A 22,253-nucleotide genomic window follows, 5' to 3' on the forward strand; every position below is an offset into this window, starting at 1 on the left:
GGGCGACGGGCGACGGGCGACGGGCGACGGGCGACGGGCGACGGGCCGACGGGCCGACGGGCCGACGGGCCGACGGGCGACGGGCCGACGGGCGACGGGCCGACGGGCGACGGGCTCGGTCGCCGTGTGCAGTGCGCCAGGGGCGGGCCGCACGCTCGAAGATGAGGTGGGGAACGGCCGGTCGGGTGCTCGTATGACCAACTGTCAGGTCATCACGAGGTCAGCAAGGCCACCGGGAACTGCCCGGCGGCTGTGGGCCGTTGACGAGGGCTGCTGGACACACGTCCGAAAACGCTTGACCCGATCCGTTCCGGCCGCTAGGCAGGCGCCCGCCCACCCGGGGGCCGGGGGCCCATTCCTGAAGGTATCGCGGACAGCGAGTTGTCAAGAGGGGGTGCGGTTGGGCTGTGGATGCCCCGGACGAGTGTGGACAACTCAGTAGCCGCGGATCGTCAGGTGGCCCGGGAACCGGCGGAGGGTCTGCGTTGGCACAGCCGGGACCGGTCGTGGTGCGGATCACGTCTGGGTGGGGCACTGGTCCGGGCTGACCGGCTACCGTGGACGGCGTGGCCGTCCGTGGTGTTCTGCTGGACTTCTCCGGCACCCTGTTCCGCTTGGAGCCGGGTGTCGACGCTGTCCAGGGCATGTGGGATGGCTCCGGTGAGGCGCTGACCGCCGAGCGGTATGCCGAGGTGTTGGCGGTGTTGACCGTCGCGCATGGGGTTCCCGCGCAGGTGCCGCCGGATCTGCGTGACGCGTGGCATCGGCGTGACTTGGACCCTGACCTGCACCGGGCTGTCTACGAAGCGTCGTTGGCACATCCGGATCTGGGGTTGGCCGAGGGGGTGGCCACCCGGTTGTACGAGGTCATGTTGCAGCCGACGTCGTGGCGGCCGTATCCGGATACCGAGGCGGCGTTGCGGCTGGCCAGGGCCAACGGCCTCCCGGTGGCCGTGGTGAGCAACATCGCGTGGGACATTCGCACCACGTTCGCGCACTGGGGTGTCGAGGACCTGGTTGACGAGTACGTGCTGTCGTACCTCGTGGGGTCCATGAAGCCGGATCACAAGATCTTCCGGATCGCCTGTGAGCGGATCGGGGTTGAGCCGGGCGAGGCGTTGATGATCGGCGACAGCGCGGTGGCCGACGGGGCTGCCGTCGAGGTGGGTTGTCGGTTCGAGCGGGTGGAGCCGCAGGCGACCGCGACTCGTCAAGACGCGCTGCTCACCGCGTTGCGCGCGCACGGGATCGCGGGCTAGACGTCACGCCGCGCGGGTGCGTGGACACGTAACCCGTACCATTTCCCGAGTCACCTCTGCTGTGCTCCCACCAGGAGATTGTCGTGTCCCTGCACATCCACGACAGCGCGAGCCGTACTTCGCGCGAGTTCACGCCGCTGACACCCGGGATCGCCTCGATCTACGTGTGCGGCGCGACGGTGCAGGGCGTCCCGCACATCGGGCACGTGCGCAGCGGCCTGAACTTCGACGTCGTGCGCCGCTGGCTGGCCCACGGGGGCCTGGACGTCCGGTTGGTGCGCAACGTCACCGACATCGACGACAAGATCCTGGCGAAGGCCGCCCAGGCGGGGCGTCCGTGGTGGGAGTGGGCGGCGACGCACGAGCGCGCGTTCGAGGCCGCCTACGACGCGCTGGGCTGCCTGCCGCCATCCGTCGCGCCGCGCGCGACCGGGCACATCACGCAGATGGTCGAGTTGATGCAGCGGCTCATCGATGGCGGTCACGCGTACGCGTCGGGGGGTGACGTGTACTTCTCCGTCGCCTCTTACCCCGCGTACGGCGAGGTGTCGAGCGTGGTGATCGAGGACGTGCAGCAGGGGGAGTCCGCGGCGCAGGGCAAGGCCGACCCGCGTGACTTCACGCTGTGGAAGTCGGCGAAGCCGGGTGAGCCGTCGTGGCCGACGCCGTGGGGTCCGGGGCGGCCCGGTTGGCACCTGGAGTGCTCGGCGATGGCCCGCACGTACCTGGGCGCCGAGTTCGACATCCACGGCGGCGGCATCGACCTGGTGTTCCCGCACCACGAGAACGAACAGGCCCAGTCGCGTGCCGCCGGGGACGGGTTCGCCCGGTACTGGATGCACAACGCGTGGGTCACCATGAGCGGCGAGAAGATGTCCAAGTCACTGGGCAACGTCGTGGCCATCCCGGAGATGCTCAACCGGGTGCGGCCGCAGGAACTGCGGTACTACCTGGTGGTGCCGCACTACCGGTCGATGATCGAGTACTCCGAGGCGGCGCTGGACGAGTCGGTGCGCGCCTACCAGCGGATCGAGTCGTTCGTGCGCAAGGTCGTGCAGCGCACGGGGGTTGTCGCGCCCGGCGCGCTCGCGCCGGAGTTCGCGGCGGCGCTGGACGACGACCTGTCGACCCCGGCCGCGTTGGCCGCCGTGCACAACACCGTGCGGCACGGCAACTCCGCGCTGGACAACGGTGACGACGAGACGGCGCGCACGGCCGCCGGTTCGGTGCGTGCGATGCTGGGCGTGCTCGGACTGGACCCGCTGGCGTGGGCCGACACCACCACCGACACGGGGCCGCGGCAGGCGTTGACCGCGCTGGTCGAGGGCCTGTTGGAGGAGCGCACCCGGGCCCGCGCCGACCGCGACTTCGCGTTGAGCGACGCGATCCGGGACCGCCTGCTTGCCGCGGGCGTCGCCGTCGAGGACACCCCCGGCGGTCCACAGTGGACATTGAAGGACGGCTGACGTGGCAGGCAACTCCCAGCGCCGGGGCGCGATGCGCAAGGCGGGCACCAAGAAGGGCGCCGTCGTCGGCTCCGGTGGTCAGCGCCGGAAGGCGTTGCAGGGCAAGGGTCCCACCCCCAAGGCGGAGGACCGCCCCGGCCACGCCGCCAACCGCCGCGCCAACGCCACCGCCAAGCGCGTCGCGGGCCGGACGAAGGACAAGCAGGCCAACGAGCTCGTCGCGGGCCGCAACCCCGTCGTCGAGTGCCTGCGCGCGGGCATCCCGGCGACCGCGCTGTACGTGGCCCTCGGCATCGAGACCGACGACCGCGTCGCCGACTCGGTCCGGATGGCCGCCGACCGCGGCGTGTCGGTGCTGGAGGTGTCCCGCCCGGAACTCGACCGGCTGACCGCGGGCGCCATGCACCAGGGCCTCGCGCTGCAGGTGCCGCCGTTCGAGTACGCGCACCCCGACGACCTCCTGGAAGCCGCGCGGGGCAGCGGCGACGCCCCGCTGATCGTCGCCCTCGACGGCGTCACCGACCCGCGCAACCTCGGCGCGGTGATCCGCTCGGCCGCGGCGTTCGGCGCCAACGGGGTCCTCCTCCCCCAGCGCCGCAGCGCGGGGATCACCGCGGTCGCCTGGCGCACCTCGGCCGGTACCGCCGCGAAGATCCCGGTCGCGGTGGCGACCAACCTGACCCGGCAACTGCGCTCCTTCGCCGACGACGGCCTGATGATCGTCGGCCTGGACGCCGACGGGACGATGGAGCTGGACAACCTCGAACTGGCGACCTCACCACTGGTCGTCGTGGTCGGCTCGGAAGGCCGCGGCCTGACCCGCCTCGTCCGCGAGGCCTGCGACGCCACCGTGTCCATCCCGATGTCCGCGGGCGTCGAGTCGCTCAACGCCTCGGTGGCCGCAGGTGTCGTCCTCGCCGAGGTCGCCCGCCGCCGCCGGACGGCGGGCCGCATCTAGCTCCACTGTGGACAGTTCAGGTGGCGCGGCCGGTTGCCAGGTCGACGGCGATCCGGTGCCAGTACTCCGCCTGGTCCTGGTCGCCGGTGTGGTGGAAGTGGGCGCTGAGGTTGGCGATCGCCACGATGTAGCCGGTGTGGGCCAACTGCCGCCAGATGGCCACTGCCTCCTCAGTCCGGTCGAGTTCGGTCGGCAGGAGGGCCTGGTAGTCCAGGATGGCCTCGTCGGCGACCGAGCGGGCCTTGGTCAACAGCTTGACGGCGACCTCGAGCTCGCCGGACTCGGCGACGGTGTGCGCGACCACGACCTGGCACGCGTGGTTGCCCGCCTCAGCGTCGTCGGCCAACCAGTCGGCGGCGATGAAGGTGATTTCCTCGGATTCTTGGGCGATGTCCCAGATCGTCCGGACGACGGTGGGCGTTCCGGTGCGCGCCGCGGCCGAGTAGACATCGTGGAACGCCGCAGGGCTCTCCGCCAACGCCCAGACACCGAGGTTCGTCCAGGCGGTCAGTCGCCGAGCCCGGCGGCCTGGGTGGTCCAGCGGATGGCCGGTTCCCGGTCGCCCAGGTCTGCCAGGACTCGACCGAGGTTGGTCATGCAGTGGGGATCACCTGCCGCCGCACCGCGTCGGTAGATTTCCAGCGCCTGATCGTCGAGTCCGGCTGCCTCGCACGCGGTGGCATATGAGAAGGCGGCGTCGGGGGAACCTGCCGCCATCGCCGCCTCAAACCATTGGGCCATCTCGTCAAACGCGGGGCTGCCCAGGCCGAGGTGGTACAGAGCGGCCGCTTGTGCGCCTGAGACGGGGCGGCAGGCCCAGGCGAGTGCTTCGTCGAAGTCGCCCACCGGGTGGTCGAGGTACGTGGGCGCGAGGGCTCGGAGCAGGACCGTCGGAATCCCGTGCACCATTCCGGCGCGGCGGCAGTCGATCGCGGCGGAGATCACCGCGCCTGCGAGCGGGTGGTCACCGCCGAGTGCGGACCGCCAGTGCTGCAAGGTCGCCGGGGCGCCCGCGATGTGCTCGGCAAGACCCACGGCGCCGGGTTGGTCCAAATAGGACGCGATCCGCGAGTCGGGATGCTCCGCCGCGCGGCGCTTCTCCGACGGTGCAGGCTCGCGCGGGAGGTAGAAGGTCTTGGCGCGGCCGAGGACCCGGTCTGCGATCGTCCGACGGGTCGAGGAGCGCAGGGTGCCGAGGATGACCGTGCCGATGGCGTGGACGTCGAGTTGGGCGAGGTCGAGGCAACCCGGGCTGATGAAGCGCTCCAGGCGGTCCAACCAGATGGTCAGGTCGGGCTCGCGCCGGACGAGCCGCAACACGGAGCGCAATGAGCCGGGATCACGGACGACGACCAGACCGGAGTCGCCCCGAGCCCGCGACAGGGCTTCAAGCGCGGTCCGGGTCTTGCCCGCCGCAGCCGGTCCCGCCACGACGACGAAGCCGAACTCGTCGCCCACGTCCAGGGCGGCGGTGAGGTCGGTGTCGATGTCACGCGGGATGTACGGCGTGTCGGTGACCACCAGGTCGTCGAAGTCGGCAACGGTGGGGAGGTTGTTGCCGCGGGTGGGGACGCCCAGGGCGGCTAGGTCCGGGAGCACTGGCGAAAGGGCACCCAGCGGTTGATCCTGTGTGGTGGGTGAACTGCGGGTCTCGGCCCTGCTCGGTTAATCTACTGCGCAGTCAACTACGGGGAGGGCCGGGTTTGCGCGGGATTCTCGATGACCTCGCCCGGCACTGGCCGGTGTACCTGTCGATGCCGTTCGTGGCGGCGGTGATCGGGTACGTGACCAAGCGGGTCGCCATCGAGATGATGTTCCGGCCGCTGCGGTTCGTCGGGCTGGTCGACCCGTGGCTGGGCTGGCAGGGTGTGGTGCCGCGGAACTCGGCGCGGATGATCCGGGTGTCGGCCGAGTTGATCACCAGCAGGTTGGTCGACCCGCGTGAGGTGGTCGACCGGCTGGACCCGGACGAGGTGGCCAGGCAGATCCAGGGGCCGCTGCTGACCGCCGTCGACCGGATCGCCCGGGAGGTGCTGGAGACGCACCACCCGCGGCTGTGGGAGCTGCTGCCGGTGCTGGCCCAGGACCTGGTGGTCAAGCAGGTGCAGGCGGGCAGCCCGGAGCTGGTGCGGCGGGTGCTGGCCGAGATCCGGGCCAACATCGGCGACGTGCTCGACGTCGGCCAGGTGGCGGTGACCGCGTTGGAGCGGGACAAGGAGCTGCTGGTCCGGCTGGTGCGGGACATCTCCCGGCCGGAGATGGCGTTCATCGCCCGCTGCGGCGTCTACTCCGGGTTCGTGCTCGGCGTGGTGCAGACGATCGTGTGGGCGCTGACCAGGGAACCGCTGGTGCTGCCGGTCTTCGGCGCGGCGATCGGCTGGTTCACCGACTGGCTGGCCATCAAGCTGGTGTTCTTCCCGCGCGAACGCAAGAGGGTCTTCGGCCTGGTCACCTTCCAGGGGGTCTTCCAGCGGCGCCGGGCCGAGGTGGCCCGCCAGTACGGGGACCTGATCGCCCGCGAGGTGATGACGGTGCCGAACATCGTCGAGGGGGTGTTGCGCGGGCCGCGGTCGGACCGGTTGCTGGCGATGATCCAGCAACTGGTGCGCAAGTCGGTCGACGAGCAGGCCAGCCTCGCCAAGCCGTTCGTGGCGGTCGCGGTGGGCACGAAACGCTTCCAGGACATGAAGCACGCGGCGGCCGACAAGGCGATGGACTACCTGGACAGCACCGCCCTGCACGCCGAGCCGTACGCGACGAAGGCGCTCGACATCGGCAACACGATCGCGGCGAAGATGAACCAACTGAGCCGGGCCGAGTACGAGCAGTTGCTGCGGCCCGCGTTCCGGCAGGACGAGTGGAAGCTGATCGCGGTGGGCGCGGTCATCGGCGCCGTCGTCGGGCACCTGCAGTCGCTGCTGCTGGTGTCCTAGGCGACCCGGCGGCGGACCCGGCTGACCGCCCAGCACACCAGGTAGATCAGGAACGAGATCGCGGTGACGAACGCGCTGACCGGGGTGCCCGGGGCCAGCGACAGGACGATCCCGCCGACCGCGGAGACCTCGGCGAACGCGATCGCGAGCAGGGTCGCCTTGAGCGGGCTCGCGGTGATCCGGCACGCGGCGGCGGCGGGGGTGACCATCAGCGACAGCACCAGCAGCGACCCGACCGTGCGAACGCCCAGGGCCGTGGCGGCGCCGACCATCACCGCGAACACGATGGCCAACGCGGTCGTTGGCACGCCACGGGCCTTCGCGACCTCCGGGTCGACGCTGGCGAACAGCAGCGGCCGGTAGAGGAACGCGAGCAGGCCGAGCACGACGACCGCGCACACGCTGAGCAGCGCGACGCTGGCGAAGTCCTGGCCGACGATCTGCCCGGTGAGCAGGCCGAACTTGTTCGCCGCGCGTCCCTTGTAGAGCCACAGCATGAGCACGCCGAGGCCGAGACCGAAGGCGAGCACGACGCCGATCACCGAGTCGTAGTCGGCGCTGCGGCGGGACAGCAGGCCGAGCACCAGGGCGGCGACGACGGCACCGGCCAGCGCCCCGTTGCCGACGTCCCAGCCGAGCAGCAACGCGCCCGCGCCGCCGGTCAGCGCCAGTTCGGACGTGCCGTGTACGGAGAACGCCATGTTGCGGCTGACGATCAGCGGCCCGAGCACCCCGGCCAGCAGGCCGAGCACCGCGGCGACGACCAGCGCGGACACCACGAACGGCAGACCGAGCAGCTTCGCGGTCAGCGCGAAGTCGAAGAGGTTCGACATCTAGTGCTCCACCAACTCGTCGGCGTGATGGGAGCCGTCCTCGCAGAGGTCGCTGTGCGCGCCGACGATGTGGATCTGGCCGCGCACCCGGACCACGGCGATCTCGGTGCCGTACAGCTCGGACAGCGTCGCCGAGGTCATGACCTGCTCCGGCGGTCCCACCCGGAACCGGCCGTCGACCAGGTAGACGACCCGGTCGACCAGCGGCAGCACCGGGTTGATCTCGTGCGTGACGAACAGGACCGCGCTGCCGGACTCGCGCCGGTGCGCGTCGATGAGGGCGCTCACCGCGCGCTGGTGGGCGAGGTCGAGTGAGAGCAGCGGCTCGTCGCACAGCAGCACGGTGGGGTCACCGACGAGCGCTTGCGCCACCCGGAGCCGTTGCTGCTCACCGCCGGACAACAAACCGACTGGGCGGTTCGCGTAGCCGGTAGCGCCAACGGCTTCCAGCACCCGATCGACCTGTCTGCGCCGTTCGCGCATATCGCTGAAGCCGAGACCCCAACGGTGACCGTCGTACCCGAGGCCTACGAGATCGCGGCCACGCACGGCGACGGTTGGATCGATGGCCTTTTGCTGCGGGATGTAGCCAATGCTGCGGTTGCCCCGACCGGGCGCCGCGCCCGCGATCCGGACCGTGCCCGCGGTCAGCTTCTGCTGCCCGAGCAGCACGCGCATGAGGCTGGTCTTACCGGACCCGTTGGGCCCCAGCACCGCGACGAACTCACCGGGCGCGACGTCGAGGTCGAGCCCGTCCCACAGGACCCGGTCGCCGTAGGCGAGCCTGGCCCCGGCGAGCGACACGGCCGGGGTGCTGCTGGTCATCTGGCTGGCGCCGTTCAACTCGATCACGGGTCATCCCACTGCCTTGGCGAGGGCGTCGACCTGCTTGGTCATCCAGTCAAGGTAACCGGTCACCCCCGGTGGCAGCGTCTCGGTCACCCCCACGACGGGTACACCCGCGGCGCCCGCGGCCTCCTTGAGCCGCCGGGTCACCGCGGTCTCGGTCTGGCTGTTGTCCACGACGGCGGCCACTTCCCGGTCGCTCACCATCGCGGTGGTCACGGCGACGGCCTCGGCGGGCGGGTCGGACTCCTCCTCGACCGCTTTCGAGTACTCCGCCGGTGTCACGTCGGTGATCCCGGCTGTGTGCAGTAAGTAGGCGGCGACCGGTTCGGTGGACAGAACCTTGGTGCCCGGTTTGCGCTGACCGATCTGGGCGGCCTTGGCGGCGATGTCCTGCAGGCCGCGGTCGAAGGTGGCGGCGTTCGCGCGGAAGGCGGCGGCCTTGTCCGGGGCGATGGCGGTGAGGTTGTCGGCCACCTTGTCGGCGACCTTGCGCACGGTGTCCAGGTCGTACCAGACGTGCTCGTTGGTGTCGTTGGCCGCGTCGGCGGGGGCGGCCAACGAGTTGTCGACGCCGCGGCCGGGTTGGGCCAGGTCGAACGCGACGACGCGGGTGGCCTTGGTGCCGGAGGCGTCCACCAACGGGGTGAAGTAGTCGTCGTAACCGCCGCCGTTGGACAAGACCAGGTTGGCGTCGGCGAAGACGGCGGCGTCGGCGGGCTTGGCCTCGTAGCCGTGCGGGTCGGCGTTCGGGTCGCTGAGCAGGGCGGTCACCGACACCGCGGCGCCGCCGACCGCGCTCGCCACGCTCGCCCACACGTTCGTGGAGGCGACCACGACGATCTTCCCGCTCGGCGCCGCGCCCTGTGAGCCTGCGCACGCGGCCAGGGACGCCAGGGACGCCGCAGTCGTCGCGGTCAGCGCCACCAATCCGACGACGGTGGTCGCGATGTGGCTGGGACGGGATCCGACCCGGATCGGCCGGTGGGTCATGGTGCGCTCCTGGGCTCGGGAATGTGCCTTCATCCGGCCGCGCCACCGGGCGGAGCCGAGAATGGAAACCGTTGTCGATTTCAGCATACGCCACCGCTGGGTCACCGCCTACCTCGACCGTGTGAACCCCGGACGGTGGACCGCCAGCGGGTGTTCGCGCAGAGTCGGGCTTCTGCAATTGGTTCTGAACCGTTACGGTCAATCCATGGCGCGGTCTACGCATGTGCGACGCCCGGCGACCCTGGCGTCGCTGGCAGCGGAACTCGGGGTCTCCCGAACGACGGTGTCCAATGCCTACAACCGGCCGGACCAGCTCTCCCCGGAACTGCGCAGGCGGGTGCTGGAGACCGCCCGGCGGCTCGGCTACCCCGGGCCGGACCCGGTCGCCCGCTCGCTGCGCACCCGCAAGGCGGGCGCGGTCGGGCTGCTGCTCACCGAGAACCTCTCCTACGCCTTCCGCGACCCGGCGGCCCTCGGCTTCCTGGAGGGCCTCGCCCTGGCCTGCGAGGGCGCGGGCCAGGGCCTGCACCTGGTGCCGGTCAACCCGGAGCGCGAGGACGTCGCCGCCGTGCACCGCGCCGGGGTCGACGGGTTCGTCGTCTACTCGGTGCCCGACGACGACCCGCACCTGGCCGCCGTGCTGTCCCGGCCGGTGCCCACCGTGGTCGCCGACCAGCCGCACGTCGAGAGCGTCGACCGGGTCGGCATCGACGACCGGGGTGCGATCACCGCTCTCGCGCAGCGCCTGATCGCCTTCGGCCACCGCCGGGTCGGCGTGGTCTGCATGCGCCTGGCCCGCGACCGCAACGACGGGTTCGCCAGCCCGGAGCGCGCCGAGACCGCCACCTTCCACGTGCAGCGCGCCCGGCTGGCCGGTCTGTCCGACGCGTTCACCGCCGTCGGGGTCGACTGGAGCCGGGTGCCCGTCGTCGAGCGCTTCGACCACAGCGTGTCCAGCGGCGCGTCGGCGGCGGCGCAACTGCTCGACGCCGACCCGCACGTGACCGCCCTGATCTGCACGTCCGACATCCTGGCCCTCGGCGCTCTCGCCGAGGCCAGACGCCGCGGGCTGCGTGTGCCGCAAGACCTGACCATCACCGGGTTCGACGGGATCGCCGACGCCGACCGGGTCGGGCTGACCACGGTCCGGCAGCCGGTCCTGGAGAAGGGCCGGGCCGCCGGGAAGCTGTTACTGGCCTCGGTGGACCCGAGCAGGCCGCGCGAGATCACCCTGGACACCGAGCTGGTCCCCGGCGCGACCGCCGCGCCGCCGCGCACGGCCGAGGAACGCTGGTTCGGGCCATGACGGCTACGGCTGGACGGTGATCGGGACCGGTGGGCTGACCAGGCCACCGACGTGCGCGGTCACCTGGTAGGTGCCCGGTGGCACGGTGTCGCGCTGGGTCGGGCAACCCGGTCCCGAGGTGCGACCGGCCCATTTCACCTCGAAGCTCTCCCGCTGTCCCGGGTTCAGCACGGTCGGCTCGTCGCCGTCGGCCGGGGTGCAGTCGTTGCTCGACCACAACCGGTTCGGGCCCGCGCTGATCACCAGTTCGCGGTGGGCGCGGCCGATGTCGCGGGTGCAGGGCACCGGACCGGTGTTGGTGACGACCACGCGCAGCGCCGGGCGGGTGCCGACCCGGAAGGTGGCCGGGTCGACCTCGGCGGCCACCGCGATCACCGGGTCCGGGCAGAGCACGCGCGGGTCCGGCGGCGGGGGTGGCGGTGGCTGGGGCGGCGGCGCGGGTGTGGATGCGGGTGTGGATGCCGTCGGCGCCGGTGACGTGGTGGACGGCGCGGTGCTGCTGGGGTGGACCGGCGGCGCCCAGTTCCCGGCGACCCCGACCTCGGCGGCGTCGCCACCACCGAGAAGACCACTGATGACCCACGCGAGCGCCACGACCCCGGCGGCGGACCCGACCACCGCGACCACCCGCCGGCGCAGGTAGACGGATCGGGGCAAGGGGCGGCTGAGCGGCTCGTCCGTGTCGATCATCCGGTGCACGGTAACCCGGCACGGGAGTGAAACCGGGCCGGACACTGTCCCCCATCGGGGGATCTGCAGGCCACCGAATGACACCAAGAGTGAGTTTTCTCAAGAACGCTTGTCTGGCAACTGGGAAGCTCGGTGCAATGGCCGGGTCTGTGCCCGGCGACCGGAGGTTCCCGTGACCGCGATCGATGACCTGCTGCAGCGCCACGTCGACGGCCAGGACCACGGCGCCCCCGAGGTGCCGACCCCGGTGCCCGCGCTGCACCTGACCGTGGTCACCTGCATGGACGCCCGGATCAAGGTGTTCGACGTGTTCGGCCTCAAGCACGGCGAGGTGCACATCCTGCGCAACGCGGGCGGCATCGTGACCGACGACGTGATCCGGTCGCTGTCGATCAGCCAGCGCAAGCTGCAGACCCGCGAGGTCATCGTCATGCAGCACACCTCGTGCGGCATGGCGACCTTCACCGACGACGACTTCCGCGCCGACCTGGAACAGGACACCGGCTTGCGGCCGACGTGGGCGATCGAGACGTTCCGCGACGTGGAGAACAGCGTGCGGCAGTCGGTGGAGCGGGTGCGCCGCAGCCCGTTCGTCCCGCACCGGGACACCGTGCGGGGCTTCGTGTACGACGTGAAGACCGCCGCCCTCACCGAGGTCCAGTAGTAACTGGTGGCTCGCCCCGGAACGTTGACAGGGTCTCGCCACTAGACTCGCCGGGTGATCGACACCCTCCTGGACTGGTTCGACGCCAACGCCCGCGACCTGCCGTGGCGGCACACCGGCACCACCGGGTGGGGCGTGCTGGTCAGCGAGATCATGCTGCAGCAGACGCCGGTGTCGCGGGTCGAGCCGATCTGGCTGTCCTGGATGGCGCGCTGGCCGGTGCCGTCCGCGTTGGCCGCGGAGACGCAGGGCGAGGTCGTGCGGGCGTGGGGCAAGCTGGGCTACCCGCGTCGGGCGCTGCGGTTGCACGCGGCGGCCGGGGTGATCGCGGCCGAGCACGGCGACGTCGTACCGTCCGATGTGGACACCCTGCTCGGGCTGCCCGGGATCGGCGCGTACACGGCGCGCGCGGTGGCCGCTTTCGCTTACGGGCAACGGTGTCCAGTGGTCGACACCAACGTCCGGCGGGTCGTGGCGCGCGCGGTCAATGGCGCGGGCGACGCGGGTCCGCCGTCGAACACGCGGGACATGGCCGAGACCGAGGTGCTGCTGCCGCCGGAGCCCGCGCGGGCGGCGAGGGCGTCCGCCGCGTTGATGGAGCTGGGCGCGGTCGTGTGCACCGCCCGCACGCCGAAGTGCGTGGACTGCCCGGTGATCGCGAGCTGCGCGTGGGTGCTGGCCGGTCGCCCGGCTTACGACGGTCCGGCGAAGGCGGTGCAGAAGTTCGCGGGCACCGACCGACAGGTGCGCGGGCTGCTGCTGGACGTGTTGCGGGACAGCGCGGAGCCTGCGGAGAAGACCAGGTTGGACGTGGTGTGGAACGACGCGGGACAGCGGGACCGGTGCCTGCATTCGCTGCTGGTGGACGGGTTGGTGGAGCAGACCGACGACGGCCGGTTCGCGCTGCCCGGCGAACACCGCTGAGGGAAGGGCGTTTTCCGGTGGCGCAGGGTGTCGTGGTGTTGTTCGAGGACCGGGCCAACGCGGCGGTGACCGGGCTGCTGGACCGGCTCGACCAAGCGGGTGTCCCATCGGACCGGCAGTTCCCGCCGCACGTCACCTTCGCGATGGCGTCGGACATCCCCGCCAAAACCCGGGCGGCGTTGCGCGCGGACCTGCGGGTGCTGTCGGTCCCGCACCTGTGGCTGTACACGCTGTCCGCCTTCTCCAGCACGGAGAACGTGTTGGTGCTCGGCGCCGTGGTGGACACCGAACTGCTGGCGGTGCACTCGGCTGTCCACGACGTGTTGGCGGGCAAGGTGCGGAACCCGAGCAGCTACTACCTGCCGGGTTCCTGGGTCCCGCACTGCACCCTGGCCCACGGCATGACCGAAACCGAGACAGCAGCGGGGTTCCAGGCGCTATTCCCGGTCGAACCCGTTGAGGCGCGGGTGAAGCAGGTCGCCATCCTCGACACGGTCAGCCGCGAGGTCGACGTCCTCGTCTAGGACCCAGGACAGGAAAGCCTCCACAGCGCCCTGGAACACCCTCGGCGCGGCTTCGTGGACGAGGTGCCCGGCGCCGGGAACGACGAAGTGCGTACCACCGCCGGGAGCGCGCCGCGGGATCTGTGCCTGTTGCCCAGCGGGCATCACGGTGTGTTCGGCCTCGACCACCAGGATCGGGCAGGTGACGCGCTCGACCAGGTCCCAGTACCCGCGTTCACCCCACTCGGCGGCGATGTCGAACAGCTCCCGCGGGGGTGCGATGAAGTGGTAGCCGTCGGCGCGTTCCTCGACGCACTCGGCGAAGTAGTCACCGGCCGGGCCGAAGAACTCCCGCACGTGCCGCAGCGACGGGAACGGGACGGGCCAGGCGTCGAACAACGCGCGCCAGTCGTCGACGGTGCGGCCGCGCAGGTCGATCCCCACGTCCTCGACGACCAAGGCCCGCACCAACTCCGGGTGCTCAGCGGCGAGCGCGATCGCGTGCAGGCCGCCCATCGAGTGTCCGATCACGACAGCGGGGGCGCCCACCCCGGTGACCAGTTCCGCCGCGTCCGCCACGAAATCCGGTGTGCGCCACCGTCCACCCCGGTGCGGGCTGCGGCCGTGGCCACGCGCGTCGAGCCCGATGACCTTGCCGTACCGGGTGAGCCACCGCGCGACCGGCCACCAGGTGGTCGCCCGGCCCATCAACGCGTGCAGCAGGAGGATCGTCGGACCCCCACCACCGAAGTCGACCACGTCCCGCCTGCTCATGTGGGTGAGTCTGCCGGAGACCGGCACGGCCGCGCAGCGGACCGGTCATGATGGACTCGACGTCGAACCGTTTGGAGTGGTTGTGTCCCGTGCTCGACTTGTCTGCGTGCTGTTGACCGCGACCGCGTTGGCCGCGTGCACCACGCCGACGAGACAACCCGACACCAGCAGTTCACCCACCCCGGGAACCCGCGGCGCGGCGGGCGTGGGCGACCCGTACTACCCGGACGACGGCAACGGCGGCTACGACGTCACCGGCTACGACGTCGCGATCAAGTACGACCCGGCCACGCAACGGCTCGACGGCGACACCACCGTCACGGCCACCGCGGCGGAGGCGCTGAGCCAGTTCAACCTGGACCTCACCGGCATGGACGTGTCGTCGGTCGAGGTCGACGGCACCCCCGCCAAGTTCGCCCGCACCGGCGCGCACGAACTGGTGATCACCCCCGCGGCCACCATCACCCACGGCGGGACGTTCCGCACCAGGGTCACCTACGCGGGCACGCCACAGTCCACCAAGGACCCGGTGCTCGGCGTCAACGGCTGGCAGAAAGCCACATCCGGCGGCGCGTACGTGGCAGGCGAACCACACTCCGCCAGCGACTGGTTCCCGGTCAACGACCACCCGTCGGACAAGGCAACGTTCCGCCTGACCGCCGCCGTCCCGGACGGCTGGAGCGTGATCTCCAACGGCCGCGAGGAACCCCCGCACAGCGAGGCAGGCTGGACCACCTTCACCTGGGTCGAGTCGACCCGGATCGCCCCGTACCTGACCACGGTCGGCATCGACCACTGGACCTTCGAACGGTCGACGTACAACGGAATCCCCCTGGTCAGCGCCTACGCCCCCGGCGCGGAGGACAAGAAAACCATCGAGGCGCGACTGCCCGAGGTCCTCGACTTCCTCTCGGCCGAGTTCGGCCCCTACCCGCAGGACGCGGCAGGCGGCATCTTCATCAACGAGGACATCGGCTTCTCCCTGGAAACCCAAACCCGCCCCATCTACGCCAAGTGGACCACCCTCGACGTCATCGTGCACGAACAAGCCCACCAATGGTTCGGCGACACGGTGTCCCTGAACCGCTGGTCCGACGTCTGCCTCAACGAATGCTTCGCCTCATACGCCGAAGTCCTCTGGGCCGAAGCCAAAAACCACACCAACATCGATGACGTATATCGAAAAGCCGTCACCAAAGCCGACGACAAGTTCTGGAACCGAAAACTAGTCGACATGGGCCCCGGCAACGAGTTCACCGCCGTCTACGACAAAGGCCAACTAGCCCTCCACGCCCTCCGCCACGAACTAGGCGACGACAAGTTCCACACCCTCCTCACCACCTGGATCGCCACCCACCACGACACCACCGCCACCTGGTCCGACTTCGAAACCCTGGTCAACACCACCGCAGGCCACCCCATCACCCCCTTCCTCAACGCCTGGTTCCACCAGGCCTCCAAGCCCGCCGACCAATTCCTCTACCCCGGCACCCTGCACAAATAGCACCCCACTTCGCACCCGCCGCGAAGAAAAGGTAAGAGAAAGACAAAGAGGAAAGAAGGGGAAGAAAAGACGCAAGAAGGAACGGGAACGGGAACGGGAACGGGAAATAGGCCCAGGAGCGAGGATTGAAGAAAAGGGCAAGGGCAAGGGCAAGGGCAAGGGCAAAACCGAAGAAACAAAGAGAAAGCGGGAGAACCCTACCGCACTCCCACCCCACGCGCCTCGAAACCCGCCGATACCAACCGCCCGCTGGGGTGAAGTTGTTTTGTTTGGGGGAGGCGGTGGCCTAAGCCGGCAGGCGGGGAAGGCCACGCTTTCCAGTGGCCCCGCCTTTTAGCCTTACCCAGGCCACCGCACAGGGGCCCCAAACAAAACAACTTCACCCCAGCGGGCACAGCCCGAAAAATCTGGCGCAATCCAGCGGCGTCGCCGAAGGCGACAAGCACTCACCTCGGCAACGCCAACTCCGCGAACACCGCATTGTGATCACTCCCCGCCACCCCATAAACCGACACCCCCACCACCCCCACCCGCCGATCCACCAGCACATGGTCAATCGTCACCGGCGGCCCCGGCGGATTCCGCGACGACCACGTAGGCCGCAACCCCTCCCCCGCCACCTCTCCCCCATCGTTGTACCCCCGATCCAGCACCGCATTCATCGCCCCGTGATCCAACGTCGCGTTGAAATCCCCCGCCAGCACCCGAGGCCGCCCATAAGAATCCGGCCCCGGCAACGCACTCAACTCCGACTGCCACCGTTTCCGATCCGCGTCCGAGTTCACCGGCGGATCCACGTGCACCGACAACACCTCAATATCCGTCGACCCGGAAAGGTCCACCACAGCCGCCACGTTTTCGAACCTCGTATCCCCCGTCAACACGATCTGCCGCAACGGCACCCGCGCCAAAATCCCACTCCCCGATGCCCCCGGCTCAGCCTGCACCGCCCGGTACGGCAGCAATTGCGCGACCCCCGCCGAGTCCAACCCGGACAGCGCCCCCGGCGTCAACTCCTGCAACACCAGCACATCAACCCGCGCGTCCCGCACCAGCGACATCAACGCGTCCGTCGATGCCTGCCCCAACCGCAGGTTCACCGTCAGCAGCCGGACCCGCTGACCTCCCGGTAGGGCGTTCCCGTCCGGCAGGAACCGCGGCACCAGGACCACTCCGAGTGACAGCGCCGCCACCAGCGTCAACACCGTCAGCATCTTCCGGCGCAGCACCAGCGACAACAGCGCGACGACCAGCCCGTAGCCGGCGAAGTACGGGGTGAGAGCCAGCACCGCCACCGTCAGCCAGTTACCGTCGAACCCACCGAGGCGCAGCACGCAAACGCCCAGCACCGGCAGGAACAGCAACACCAGGAAGAACGTCACGCCACGGCGTCGGCGGGGACGTCGAGGAGGGCTCTCCTCGTCCTCGAACGGAAGGTCCAGATCCGGGTGCGCCGCCATGCCACCAGGATGCCTGAGACCCGCTGCCAGGGCTGTCAACCGCTGACAGTGTCCTGTGCCCGGTTTGACAGCGCGCCGCGCGAGTCTTGCACCGAACGAGAAGGAGGGGGCTGCATGTCCTACGCAATCGAAGCCGAAGGGCTGGTCAAGCGCTTCGGTAGCACCGTTGCCCTCGACGGGGTGAGCCTGACGGTGCCGACGGGGAAGGTCCTCGGGGTGCTCGGCCCCAACGGCGCGGGCAAGACCACCGCCGTCCGGGTGCTGGCGACACTGCTCCGTGCCGACGAGGGGTGGGCACGGGTCGGTGGGTACGACGTCGTCACCCAGGCGAACGCGGTGCGCGCCCTGGCCGGCCTGACCGGGCAGTACGCCTCGGTGGACGAGGACCTGTCCGGCACCGAGAACCTGGTGCTGCTGGGCAAGCTGCTCGGCCTGTCCAAGCGGGACGCCAAGGCCAGGGCCGCCGAACTGCTGGCCAAGTTCGAGCTGACCGACGCCGCGGGCCGCGCGGTGAAGACGTACTCGGGGGGTATGCGCAGGCGCGCGGACCTGGCGGCCAGCCTGGTCGGCCGCCCGCAGGTGCTGTACCTGGACGAACCGACCACGGGTCTCGACCCGCACAGCCGCAACGAGGTGTGGGCGACGGTGCGCGGCCTGGTCGACGAGGGGGTGACGGTGCTGCTCACCACGCAGTACCTGGAGGAGGCCGACCAGTTGGCCGACCTGATCACGGTGATCGACCACGGCAAGGTCATCGCGAACGGCACGCCGCACGAGCTGAAGCGGCGCACCGGGGGGCAGAGCCTGCAGGTCCGGCCGACCGTGCTCGCCGACACGCCCAAGGTCGCCGAGATCCTGCGGGAGCTGACCGGGATCGACCCGGTGGTGGACGCCGAGAACGGGCTGCTGTCCACCCCGGTGGACAACCCGCTGCTGCTGTCCAGCGTGGTCCGCAGGCTGGACGACGCGGGCATCACCGCCGACGAGCTGGGCCTGCGGCTGCCCAGCCTGGACGAGGTGTTCCTGACCTTGACCGGCCGCACCACCCCCGCCCCGGAAGGGAGCCTGGCATGACCGCCATCAGCGTGCCCGTCCCCGCGTCGAACGTCGGCCTCGGCGGCACCCTCCGGCACGGCCTGACCCTGGCGGGCCGGTCGGTGCTCAAGATCAGGAAGAACCCGGAGTCGCTGCTGGACGTGACCCTGCAGCCGATCATCTTCCTGGTGCTGTTCGTCTACCTGTTCGGCGGCGCCATCCAAGGCTCCACCGACGCCTACCTGCAGGTCCTGCTGCCCGGCCTGATGGTGCAGAACATCACCTTCGCCAGCCTGGGCACCGGGGTCGCGTTGAACACCGACATCAGCAAGGGCGTGTTCGACCGGTTCCGCAGCATGCCGATCGCCCGGTCGGCACCGCTGATCGGGGCGGTGCTCGGCGACGTGGTGCGGTTCCTGGTCACGCTGACCGTGCTGATCACCGTCGCGGTCGTCATGGGCTTCCGGGTGCAGACCGACCCGGCCCGGTTCCTGGTGGCGATCCTGCTGCTGGTCGCGTTCGGGCTGTGCCTGTGCTGGATCTCGGTGTTCGTCGGCATGCTGGTCAAGAGCCCGCAGGCGGTGCCGGGGGTGCTGATCGCGTTCATGTTCCCGCTGACCTTCGGCAGCAACGTGTTCGTGCCCGCCGGGTCGCTGCCCAGTTGGCTGCACGCCTGGGTGGTGATCAACCCGGTGACGCACCTGACCGACGCGGCCCGCGGCCTGCTGCTCGGCGGCGACTGGGTCGGCCACGCGGGGTGGGCGTTCCTGTGGGCGGTCGCGATCGCCGCGGTGTTCTTCCCCTTGGCCCTGCGCGCATACCGGCGTCGGGTCGGCTGAGCCGGAACCAGGTTCGAGACGCCCCCGTGCCCCAGGCGCGGGGGCGGCCGCCGTTTCCGGCTACTTGCCCAGCACCCGGTGCAGCTCGGCGAGCGCGGCAGCGCGGTCGACGGCCATCCCGGAGGCGAACGCGGCGGCCGCGCCGTCCACGCCCAACGCCTCGTCCAGCCTCGCCCGCAGCTCGACCAGCTCCGGGTTGCCCAGGTCGGGGGCGCCCCGGATGACGGCGGCGATGGCCAGCAACCGGGCGGCGCCGATCGCGTCCCCCCGGTGGTGCAGCACCCGGGCGGTGATCTCGGCGATGGCCGCGACCACCGGCATGTCACCCACCCCGATGATCGTCTCCAGGGCCGCGCCGAGCCGGGTCAGCGCGGTCTCCGGGTCGTCCTCGCCCAGGCACAGTTGCGCGTCCAGGGTGTCGTACATGCAGTGCCAGTGCGGCGAGTGGATGGTGATCTCGTCCAGCATGGCGCGACCCCGGTGGAACAGCTCCCTGGCCCTGGCCAGGTCGCCGCCCAACCGGACGATCGACGACAGCCAGCAGGTCAGCAGGACCCGGCTCTCCACGTTGCCGTCCACCGTCGGCATCGCCAGGGCGCTGACCAGGTCGGCCTCCGCCCCGGCCAGGTCGCCCGCGCGGCCGCGCTGCACCGCCAACCGGCCCAGCACGCTCGGGGTCTCGTCGACCGCGCCGAACTCGGTGACCAGCCGCACCGACTCCGCGTTCGCCGCGATCGCCGCCTCGTGGTCGCCGCGCAGCGACCGGCGCTCGGACACCTGCCCGATCGCCATCGCCTGACCCCACCGGTCGCCCAGCTCGCGGAACATCGCCAGTGACCGCTCGGCGTCCACCTCGGCCTGCTCCACGTCGCCGGAGTTCTCCGCCAGGAACGCCCTGGCCAGCAGCGACAGCGCCCGCGCCCACGGGTCCGGGTGGTTGATGCCGCGTTTCAGGCCGGACATCGCGTCTTCCAGGTCACCGGCGAACGCGGCCATCATCGGCTCCATCATCGCCATGATCGGGTAGTGCGCCATCGCCTCGCTGGCGGCCAGGTCGGCGCGCAGTTCGCGCAGCAGGTCCCGCTCGGGCATGCCGCCCGCCGTGCCGAAGGACTCCATCGCGCGCAGCGTCGCCCGCGCGTGCGGCGGGACGTCCCCGGGAATGGCGATGACCTCGGTCATCAGGCCCAGCGCCTCCCGGTGGTGGCCGCTGACCATCCAGAACCAGCCTGCGCTGATCGCCAACCGGTGCCCGAGCCCGGCGTCACCCAGGTCGATCGCGTACCGCATGGCGGAGAGCAGGTTCTCGTGGTCGGTGCTGACCTGGGCCATCCAGCGCACCTGGTTCTGGCCGCGCAGGTGCCGCTCGGCGCCTTCGAGGTAGTCGGCGAAGTGCGCGGCGAACGCCAACCGCACCGCGTCGGTCTCGCCGAGCTCGGCCAGGCGCTCGGCGGCGTAGGCGCGGACGGTCTCCAGCATCCGGTAGCGGACCTGCCCGTCGCGGCCCTCACCGGCGACCACAATGGACTTCTCCACCAGCGACGCGAGCACGTAGACCACGTCTTCGGCGGGCAGCAGGCCGTTGTCCGCGACCACCTCGGCCACCGAGTCGGGCAGCGCGGCCACCGGGAACACCGACAGCCGGGCCGCCAACACCCGCTCCGGCTTCTCCAGCAGCTCCCAGCTCCACTCGACCACGGCCCGCAGCGTCCGGTGCCGGGGCAGCGACGTGCGGCTGCCGCCGGTGAGCAGCCGGAACCGGTCGTCGAGCCGGTCGGCGATCTGGTTGACCGTCATCGACCGCAACCGCGCCGCCGCCAGCTCCAACGCCAACGGCAGCCCGTCCAACCGGCGGCAGATCTCGGCGACGGTCCCCGCGTTCGCGTCCTCCACCCGGAACCCCGGCGACGCCGACTCGGCCCGGTCGGCGAACAACCGCACCGCGTCCGCCTCGGCGATGTCCCGGTCGCCGGGCAACCCCAACGGCCCCAACGGGTACACCGCCTCACCGGTGATCGCCAACGGCTCCCGGCTCGTGGTCAGCACCCGCAGCAGCGGACACCGCGCCAACAGGGCGTCGACCAGGGCGGCGGACGACTCGATCAGGTGCTCGCAGTTGTCCAGCACCAGCAGGCTGCGCTGCGCGCCGAGCACGTCCACCAGCCGGTCCAACGCGGTGCTGACCTTCACCGGGGCGTGCGCGTCGAGCAGGCGGGTCTCCCGGATGCCCAACGCGGTCAACGCCGCCACCGGCACGTCGTCCGCCGCCCGCACCCCGGCCAGCTCCACGAACCACGACACGCCGGCCTGCCCGGCGACCACCTCCGTCGCCAACCGGGTCTTACCCGCCCCTCCCGGCCCCACCAACGTCACCAACCGCTGCCCGGTCAACAACCGGGACACGTCGGCCAGCTCCTGCTGCCGCCCCACGAACGTCGTCAGGGCCGCCGTCACCGGCCGAACCCGCTGCACCGGCGCGGGCTCGATGTCCCCCCGCAACACCGCCAGGTGCGACTCCCGCAACTCCGACGACGGCTCCACCCCGAGCTCCTCGGCCAACACCCGCCGCGCCTGCTCGTACGCCGCCAACGCGTCCGCCTGCCGCCCCGCCAAGAACAACGCCCGCACCAACAAGGCGGCGGCCCGCTCCCGCAACGGGTGCTCGGCCACCAACGTCGCCAACTCGGCCACCGCCTCGGTGTGCCGCCCGCAGCGAACCTCCGCCTCCAACCGATCCTCAACCGCCGCGACCCGCAGCTCCCCCAACCGAGCCACCACCGCCCCCGCGAACGGCGCCTCCTCCAACCCAGCCAACGCCGGACCACCCCACAGGTCCAACGCCTCCTTCAACACCCGCCCCGCCTCTTCGAACCGCCCCTCCCGCAGCGCCCCCCGCCCCGCCACAACCCCCCGCTCAAACCGGTGCACATCAACCTGCTCCGGCTCAACCACCAACCGATACCCCGCCGGATGCGACTCGATCACCCCGGCCGCACCCAACCCCCGCCGCAACCGCGACACCAACGACTGCAACGCGTTCGTCGCGTCAGCGGGCGGAGCATCCCCCCACAGCCCATCCACCAACTCCGGCACCGACACAACCCGACCGGCATCGATGGCCAACCGGGCCACCAACATCCGCAACCGAGCCCCACCCAGCCCAACCACCGCCCCGTCCTCCCCGACGAGACGCAGCGGGCCGAGCATCGCCACCTGCACACCCACAGCCTTCCAGACCGCCCCCCTCACCCACCGCAACCCCGCCC

20 protein-coding genes are annotated in these 22,253 nt (G+C 70.8%); 11 read left to right on the forward strand and 9 right to left on the reverse strand.

The genetic code is table 11. The annotated features are described in order from the left end of the window. Positions 1–566 precede the first annotated feature (566 nt). From H504_RS0124705 to rlmB, 3 genes are all read left to right on the forward strand, one after another. On the forward strand, positions 567–1,259 hold the full coding sequence (locus tag H504_RS0124705; RefSeq protein ID WP_035305941.1) for an HAD family hydrolase: 693 nt from the start codon (positions 567–569) through the stop codon (positions 1,257–1,259). 83 nt (positions 1,260–1,342) lie between these two features. Beyond that, positions 1,343–2,725: a cysteine--tRNA ligase gene (gene cysS / locus H504_RS0124710; protein ID WP_026424971.1), complete on the forward strand. Its 1,383-nt coding sequence runs from the start codon at positions 1,343–1,345 to the stop codon at positions 2,723–2,725. 1 nt (position 2,726) lies between these two features. Next, positions 2,727–3,683 carry a 23S rRNA (guanosine(2251)-2'-O)-methyltransferase RlmB gene (rlmB, locus tag H504_RS0124715; RefSeq protein ID WP_026424972.1) on the forward strand — a complete coding sequence of 319 codons (957 nt, stop codon included), beginning with the start codon at positions 2,727–2,729 and terminating at the stop codon, positions 3,681–3,683. A gap of 16 nt (positions 3,684–3,699) precedes the next feature. Here the strand turns inward: rlmB and H504_RS0124720 are convergent, their stop codons facing one another. Together H504_RS0124720 and H504_RS0124725 are read right to left on the reverse strand one after the other, a co-directional pair. Next, complete coding sequence (locus tag H504_RS0124720; protein WP_026424973.1) at positions 3,700–4,161, reverse strand: hypothetical protein; 462 nt, start codon at positions 4,159–4,161, stop codon at positions 3,700–3,702. Positions 4,162–4,190: 29 nt separating this feature from the next. Then, positions 4,191–5,282, reverse strand: a complete 1,092-nt coding sequence (locus H504_RS0124725) for a sel1 repeat family protein (RefSeq protein ID WP_026424974.1) — start codon at positions 5,280–5,282, stop codon at positions 4,191–4,193. Between the two features lie 104 nt (positions 5,283–5,386). On the opposite strand from H504_RS0124725, the gene H504_RS0124730 reads away from it, so the two are divergent. Further along, complete coding sequence (locus H504_RS0124730) at positions 5,387–6,616, forward strand: DUF445 domain-containing protein (protein WP_026424975.1); 1,230 nt, start codon at positions 5,387–5,389, stop codon at positions 6,614–6,616. On the opposite strand, the gene H504_RS0124735 is transcribed toward H504_RS0124730, so the two are convergent. Genes H504_RS0124735 through H504_RS0124745 form a run of 3 tightly spaced genes read right to left on the reverse strand, consistent with a single transcriptional unit; the run spans position 6,613 to position 9,288 of the window. Next, positions 6,613–7,449 (reverse strand): metal ABC transporter permease, encoded by an 837-nt coding sequence (locus H504_RS0124735; protein WP_026424976.1) that lies wholly within the window; start codon positions 7,447–7,449, stop codon positions 6,613–6,615. The genes H504_RS0124730 and H504_RS0124735 overlap by 4 nt on opposite strands. Beyond that, positions 7,450–8,274 carry a metal ABC transporter ATP-binding protein gene (locus H504_RS0124740; RefSeq protein WP_157440614.1) on the reverse strand — a complete coding sequence of 275 codons (825 nt, stop codon included), beginning with the start codon at positions 8,272–8,274 and terminating at the stop codon, positions 7,450–7,452. A gap of 30 nt (positions 8,275–8,304) precedes the next feature. Next, complete coding sequence (locus H504_RS0124745; protein WP_051386229.1) at positions 8,305–9,288, reverse strand: metal ABC transporter solute-binding protein, Zn/Mn family; 984 nt, start codon at positions 9,286–9,288, stop codon at positions 8,305–8,307. Positions 9,289–9,493: 205 nt separating this feature from the next. On the opposite strand from H504_RS0124745, the gene H504_RS0124750 reads away from it, so the two are divergent. Then, positions 9,494–10,594 (forward strand): LacI family DNA-binding transcriptional regulator, encoded by a 1,101-nt coding sequence (locus H504_RS0124750; protein ID WP_026424979.1) that lies wholly within the window; start codon positions 9,494–9,496, stop codon positions 10,592–10,594. A gap of 3 nt (positions 10,595–10,597) precedes the next feature. On the opposite strand, the gene H504_RS36815 is transcribed toward H504_RS0124750, so the two are convergent. Next, positions 10,598–11,284: a hypothetical protein gene (locus H504_RS36815; protein WP_051386230.1), complete on the reverse strand. Its 687-nt coding sequence runs from the start codon at positions 11,282–11,284 to the stop codon at positions 10,598–10,600. A 172-nt stretch (positions 11,285–11,456) separates the two neighbouring features. Here H504_RS36815 and H504_RS0124760 point away from each other — a divergent pair, with 172 nt between their 5' ends. The 3 genes from H504_RS0124760 to H504_RS0124770 are packed head-to-tail and all read left to right on the forward strand — an operon-like array spanning position 11,457 to position 13,396. After that, positions 11,457–11,948, forward strand: coding sequence for a beta-class carbonic anhydrase (locus tag H504_RS0124760; protein ID WP_026424980.1), 492 nt, complete (start codon positions 11,457–11,459; stop codon positions 11,946–11,948). Positions 11,949–12,002: 54 nt separating this feature from the next. Then, positions 12,003–12,872, forward strand: coding sequence for an HhH-GPD family protein (locus H504_RS0124765; RefSeq protein WP_026424981.1), 870 nt, complete (start codon positions 12,003–12,005; stop codon positions 12,870–12,872). 35 nt (positions 12,873–12,907) lie between these two features. Next, a complete protein-coding gene (locus H504_RS0124770) occupies positions 12,908–13,396 on the forward strand; it encodes a 2'-5' RNA ligase family protein (protein WP_342668796.1) in 489 nt (162 codons plus the stop codon). On the opposite strand, the gene H504_RS36820 is transcribed toward H504_RS0124770, so the two are convergent. Beyond that, positions 13,310–14,149, reverse strand: a complete 840-nt coding sequence (locus H504_RS36820) for an alpha/beta fold hydrolase (protein WP_084468157.1) — start codon at positions 14,147–14,149, stop codon at positions 13,310–13,312. The two genes, H504_RS0124770 and H504_RS36820, sit on opposite strands and share 87 nt — an antisense overlap. Before the next feature lie 82 nt (positions 14,150–14,231). Between H504_RS36820 and H504_RS0124780 the strand changes: the two genes are divergently transcribed. Next, on the forward strand, positions 14,232–15,653 hold the full coding sequence (locus H504_RS0124780; protein WP_084468161.1) for a M1 family metallopeptidase: 1,422 nt from the start codon (positions 14,232–14,234) through the stop codon (positions 15,651–15,653). Positions 15,654–16,099: 446 nt separating this feature from the next. Here the strand turns inward: H504_RS0124780 and H504_RS0124785 are convergent, their stop codons facing one another. Beyond that, on the reverse strand, positions 16,100–17,113 hold the full coding sequence (locus H504_RS0124785; protein ID WP_084468159.1) for an endonuclease/exonuclease/phosphatase family protein: 1,014 nt from the start codon (positions 17,111–17,113) through the stop codon (positions 16,100–16,102). A gap of 114 nt (positions 17,114–17,227) precedes the next feature. Here H504_RS0124785 and H504_RS0124790 point away from each other — a divergent pair, with 114 nt between their 5' ends. Both H504_RS0124790 and H504_RS0124795 read left to right on the forward strand, forming a co-directional pair. Next, positions 17,228–18,187: a daunorubicin resistance protein DrrA family ABC transporter ATP-binding protein gene (locus H504_RS0124790; protein ID WP_026424985.1), complete on the forward strand. Its 960-nt coding sequence runs from the start codon at positions 17,228–17,230 to the stop codon at positions 18,185–18,187. After that, positions 18,184–18,987, forward strand: a complete 804-nt coding sequence (locus H504_RS0124795) for an ABC transporter permease (protein ID WP_026424986.1) — start codon at positions 18,184–18,186, stop codon at positions 18,985–18,987. Before H504_RS0124790 ends, H504_RS0124795 begins: the two co-directional genes overlap by 4 nt. 60 nt (positions 18,988–19,047) lie before the next feature. Here the strand turns inward: H504_RS0124795 and H504_RS0124800 are convergent, their stop codons facing one another. Then, positions 19,048–22,206, reverse strand: a complete 3,159-nt coding sequence (locus tag H504_RS0124800; protein WP_026424987.1) for an ATP-binding protein — start codon at positions 22,204–22,206, stop codon at positions 19,048–19,050. Between the last annotated feature and the right edge of the window lie 47 nt (positions 22,207–22,253).

The organism is Actinokineospora inagensis DSM 44258 (genome assembly GCF_000482865.1).
In the GTDB taxonomy this organism is placed as follows: Bacteria; Actinomycetota; Actinomycetes; order Mycobacteriales; family Pseudonocardiaceae; genus Actinokineospora; species Actinokineospora inagensis.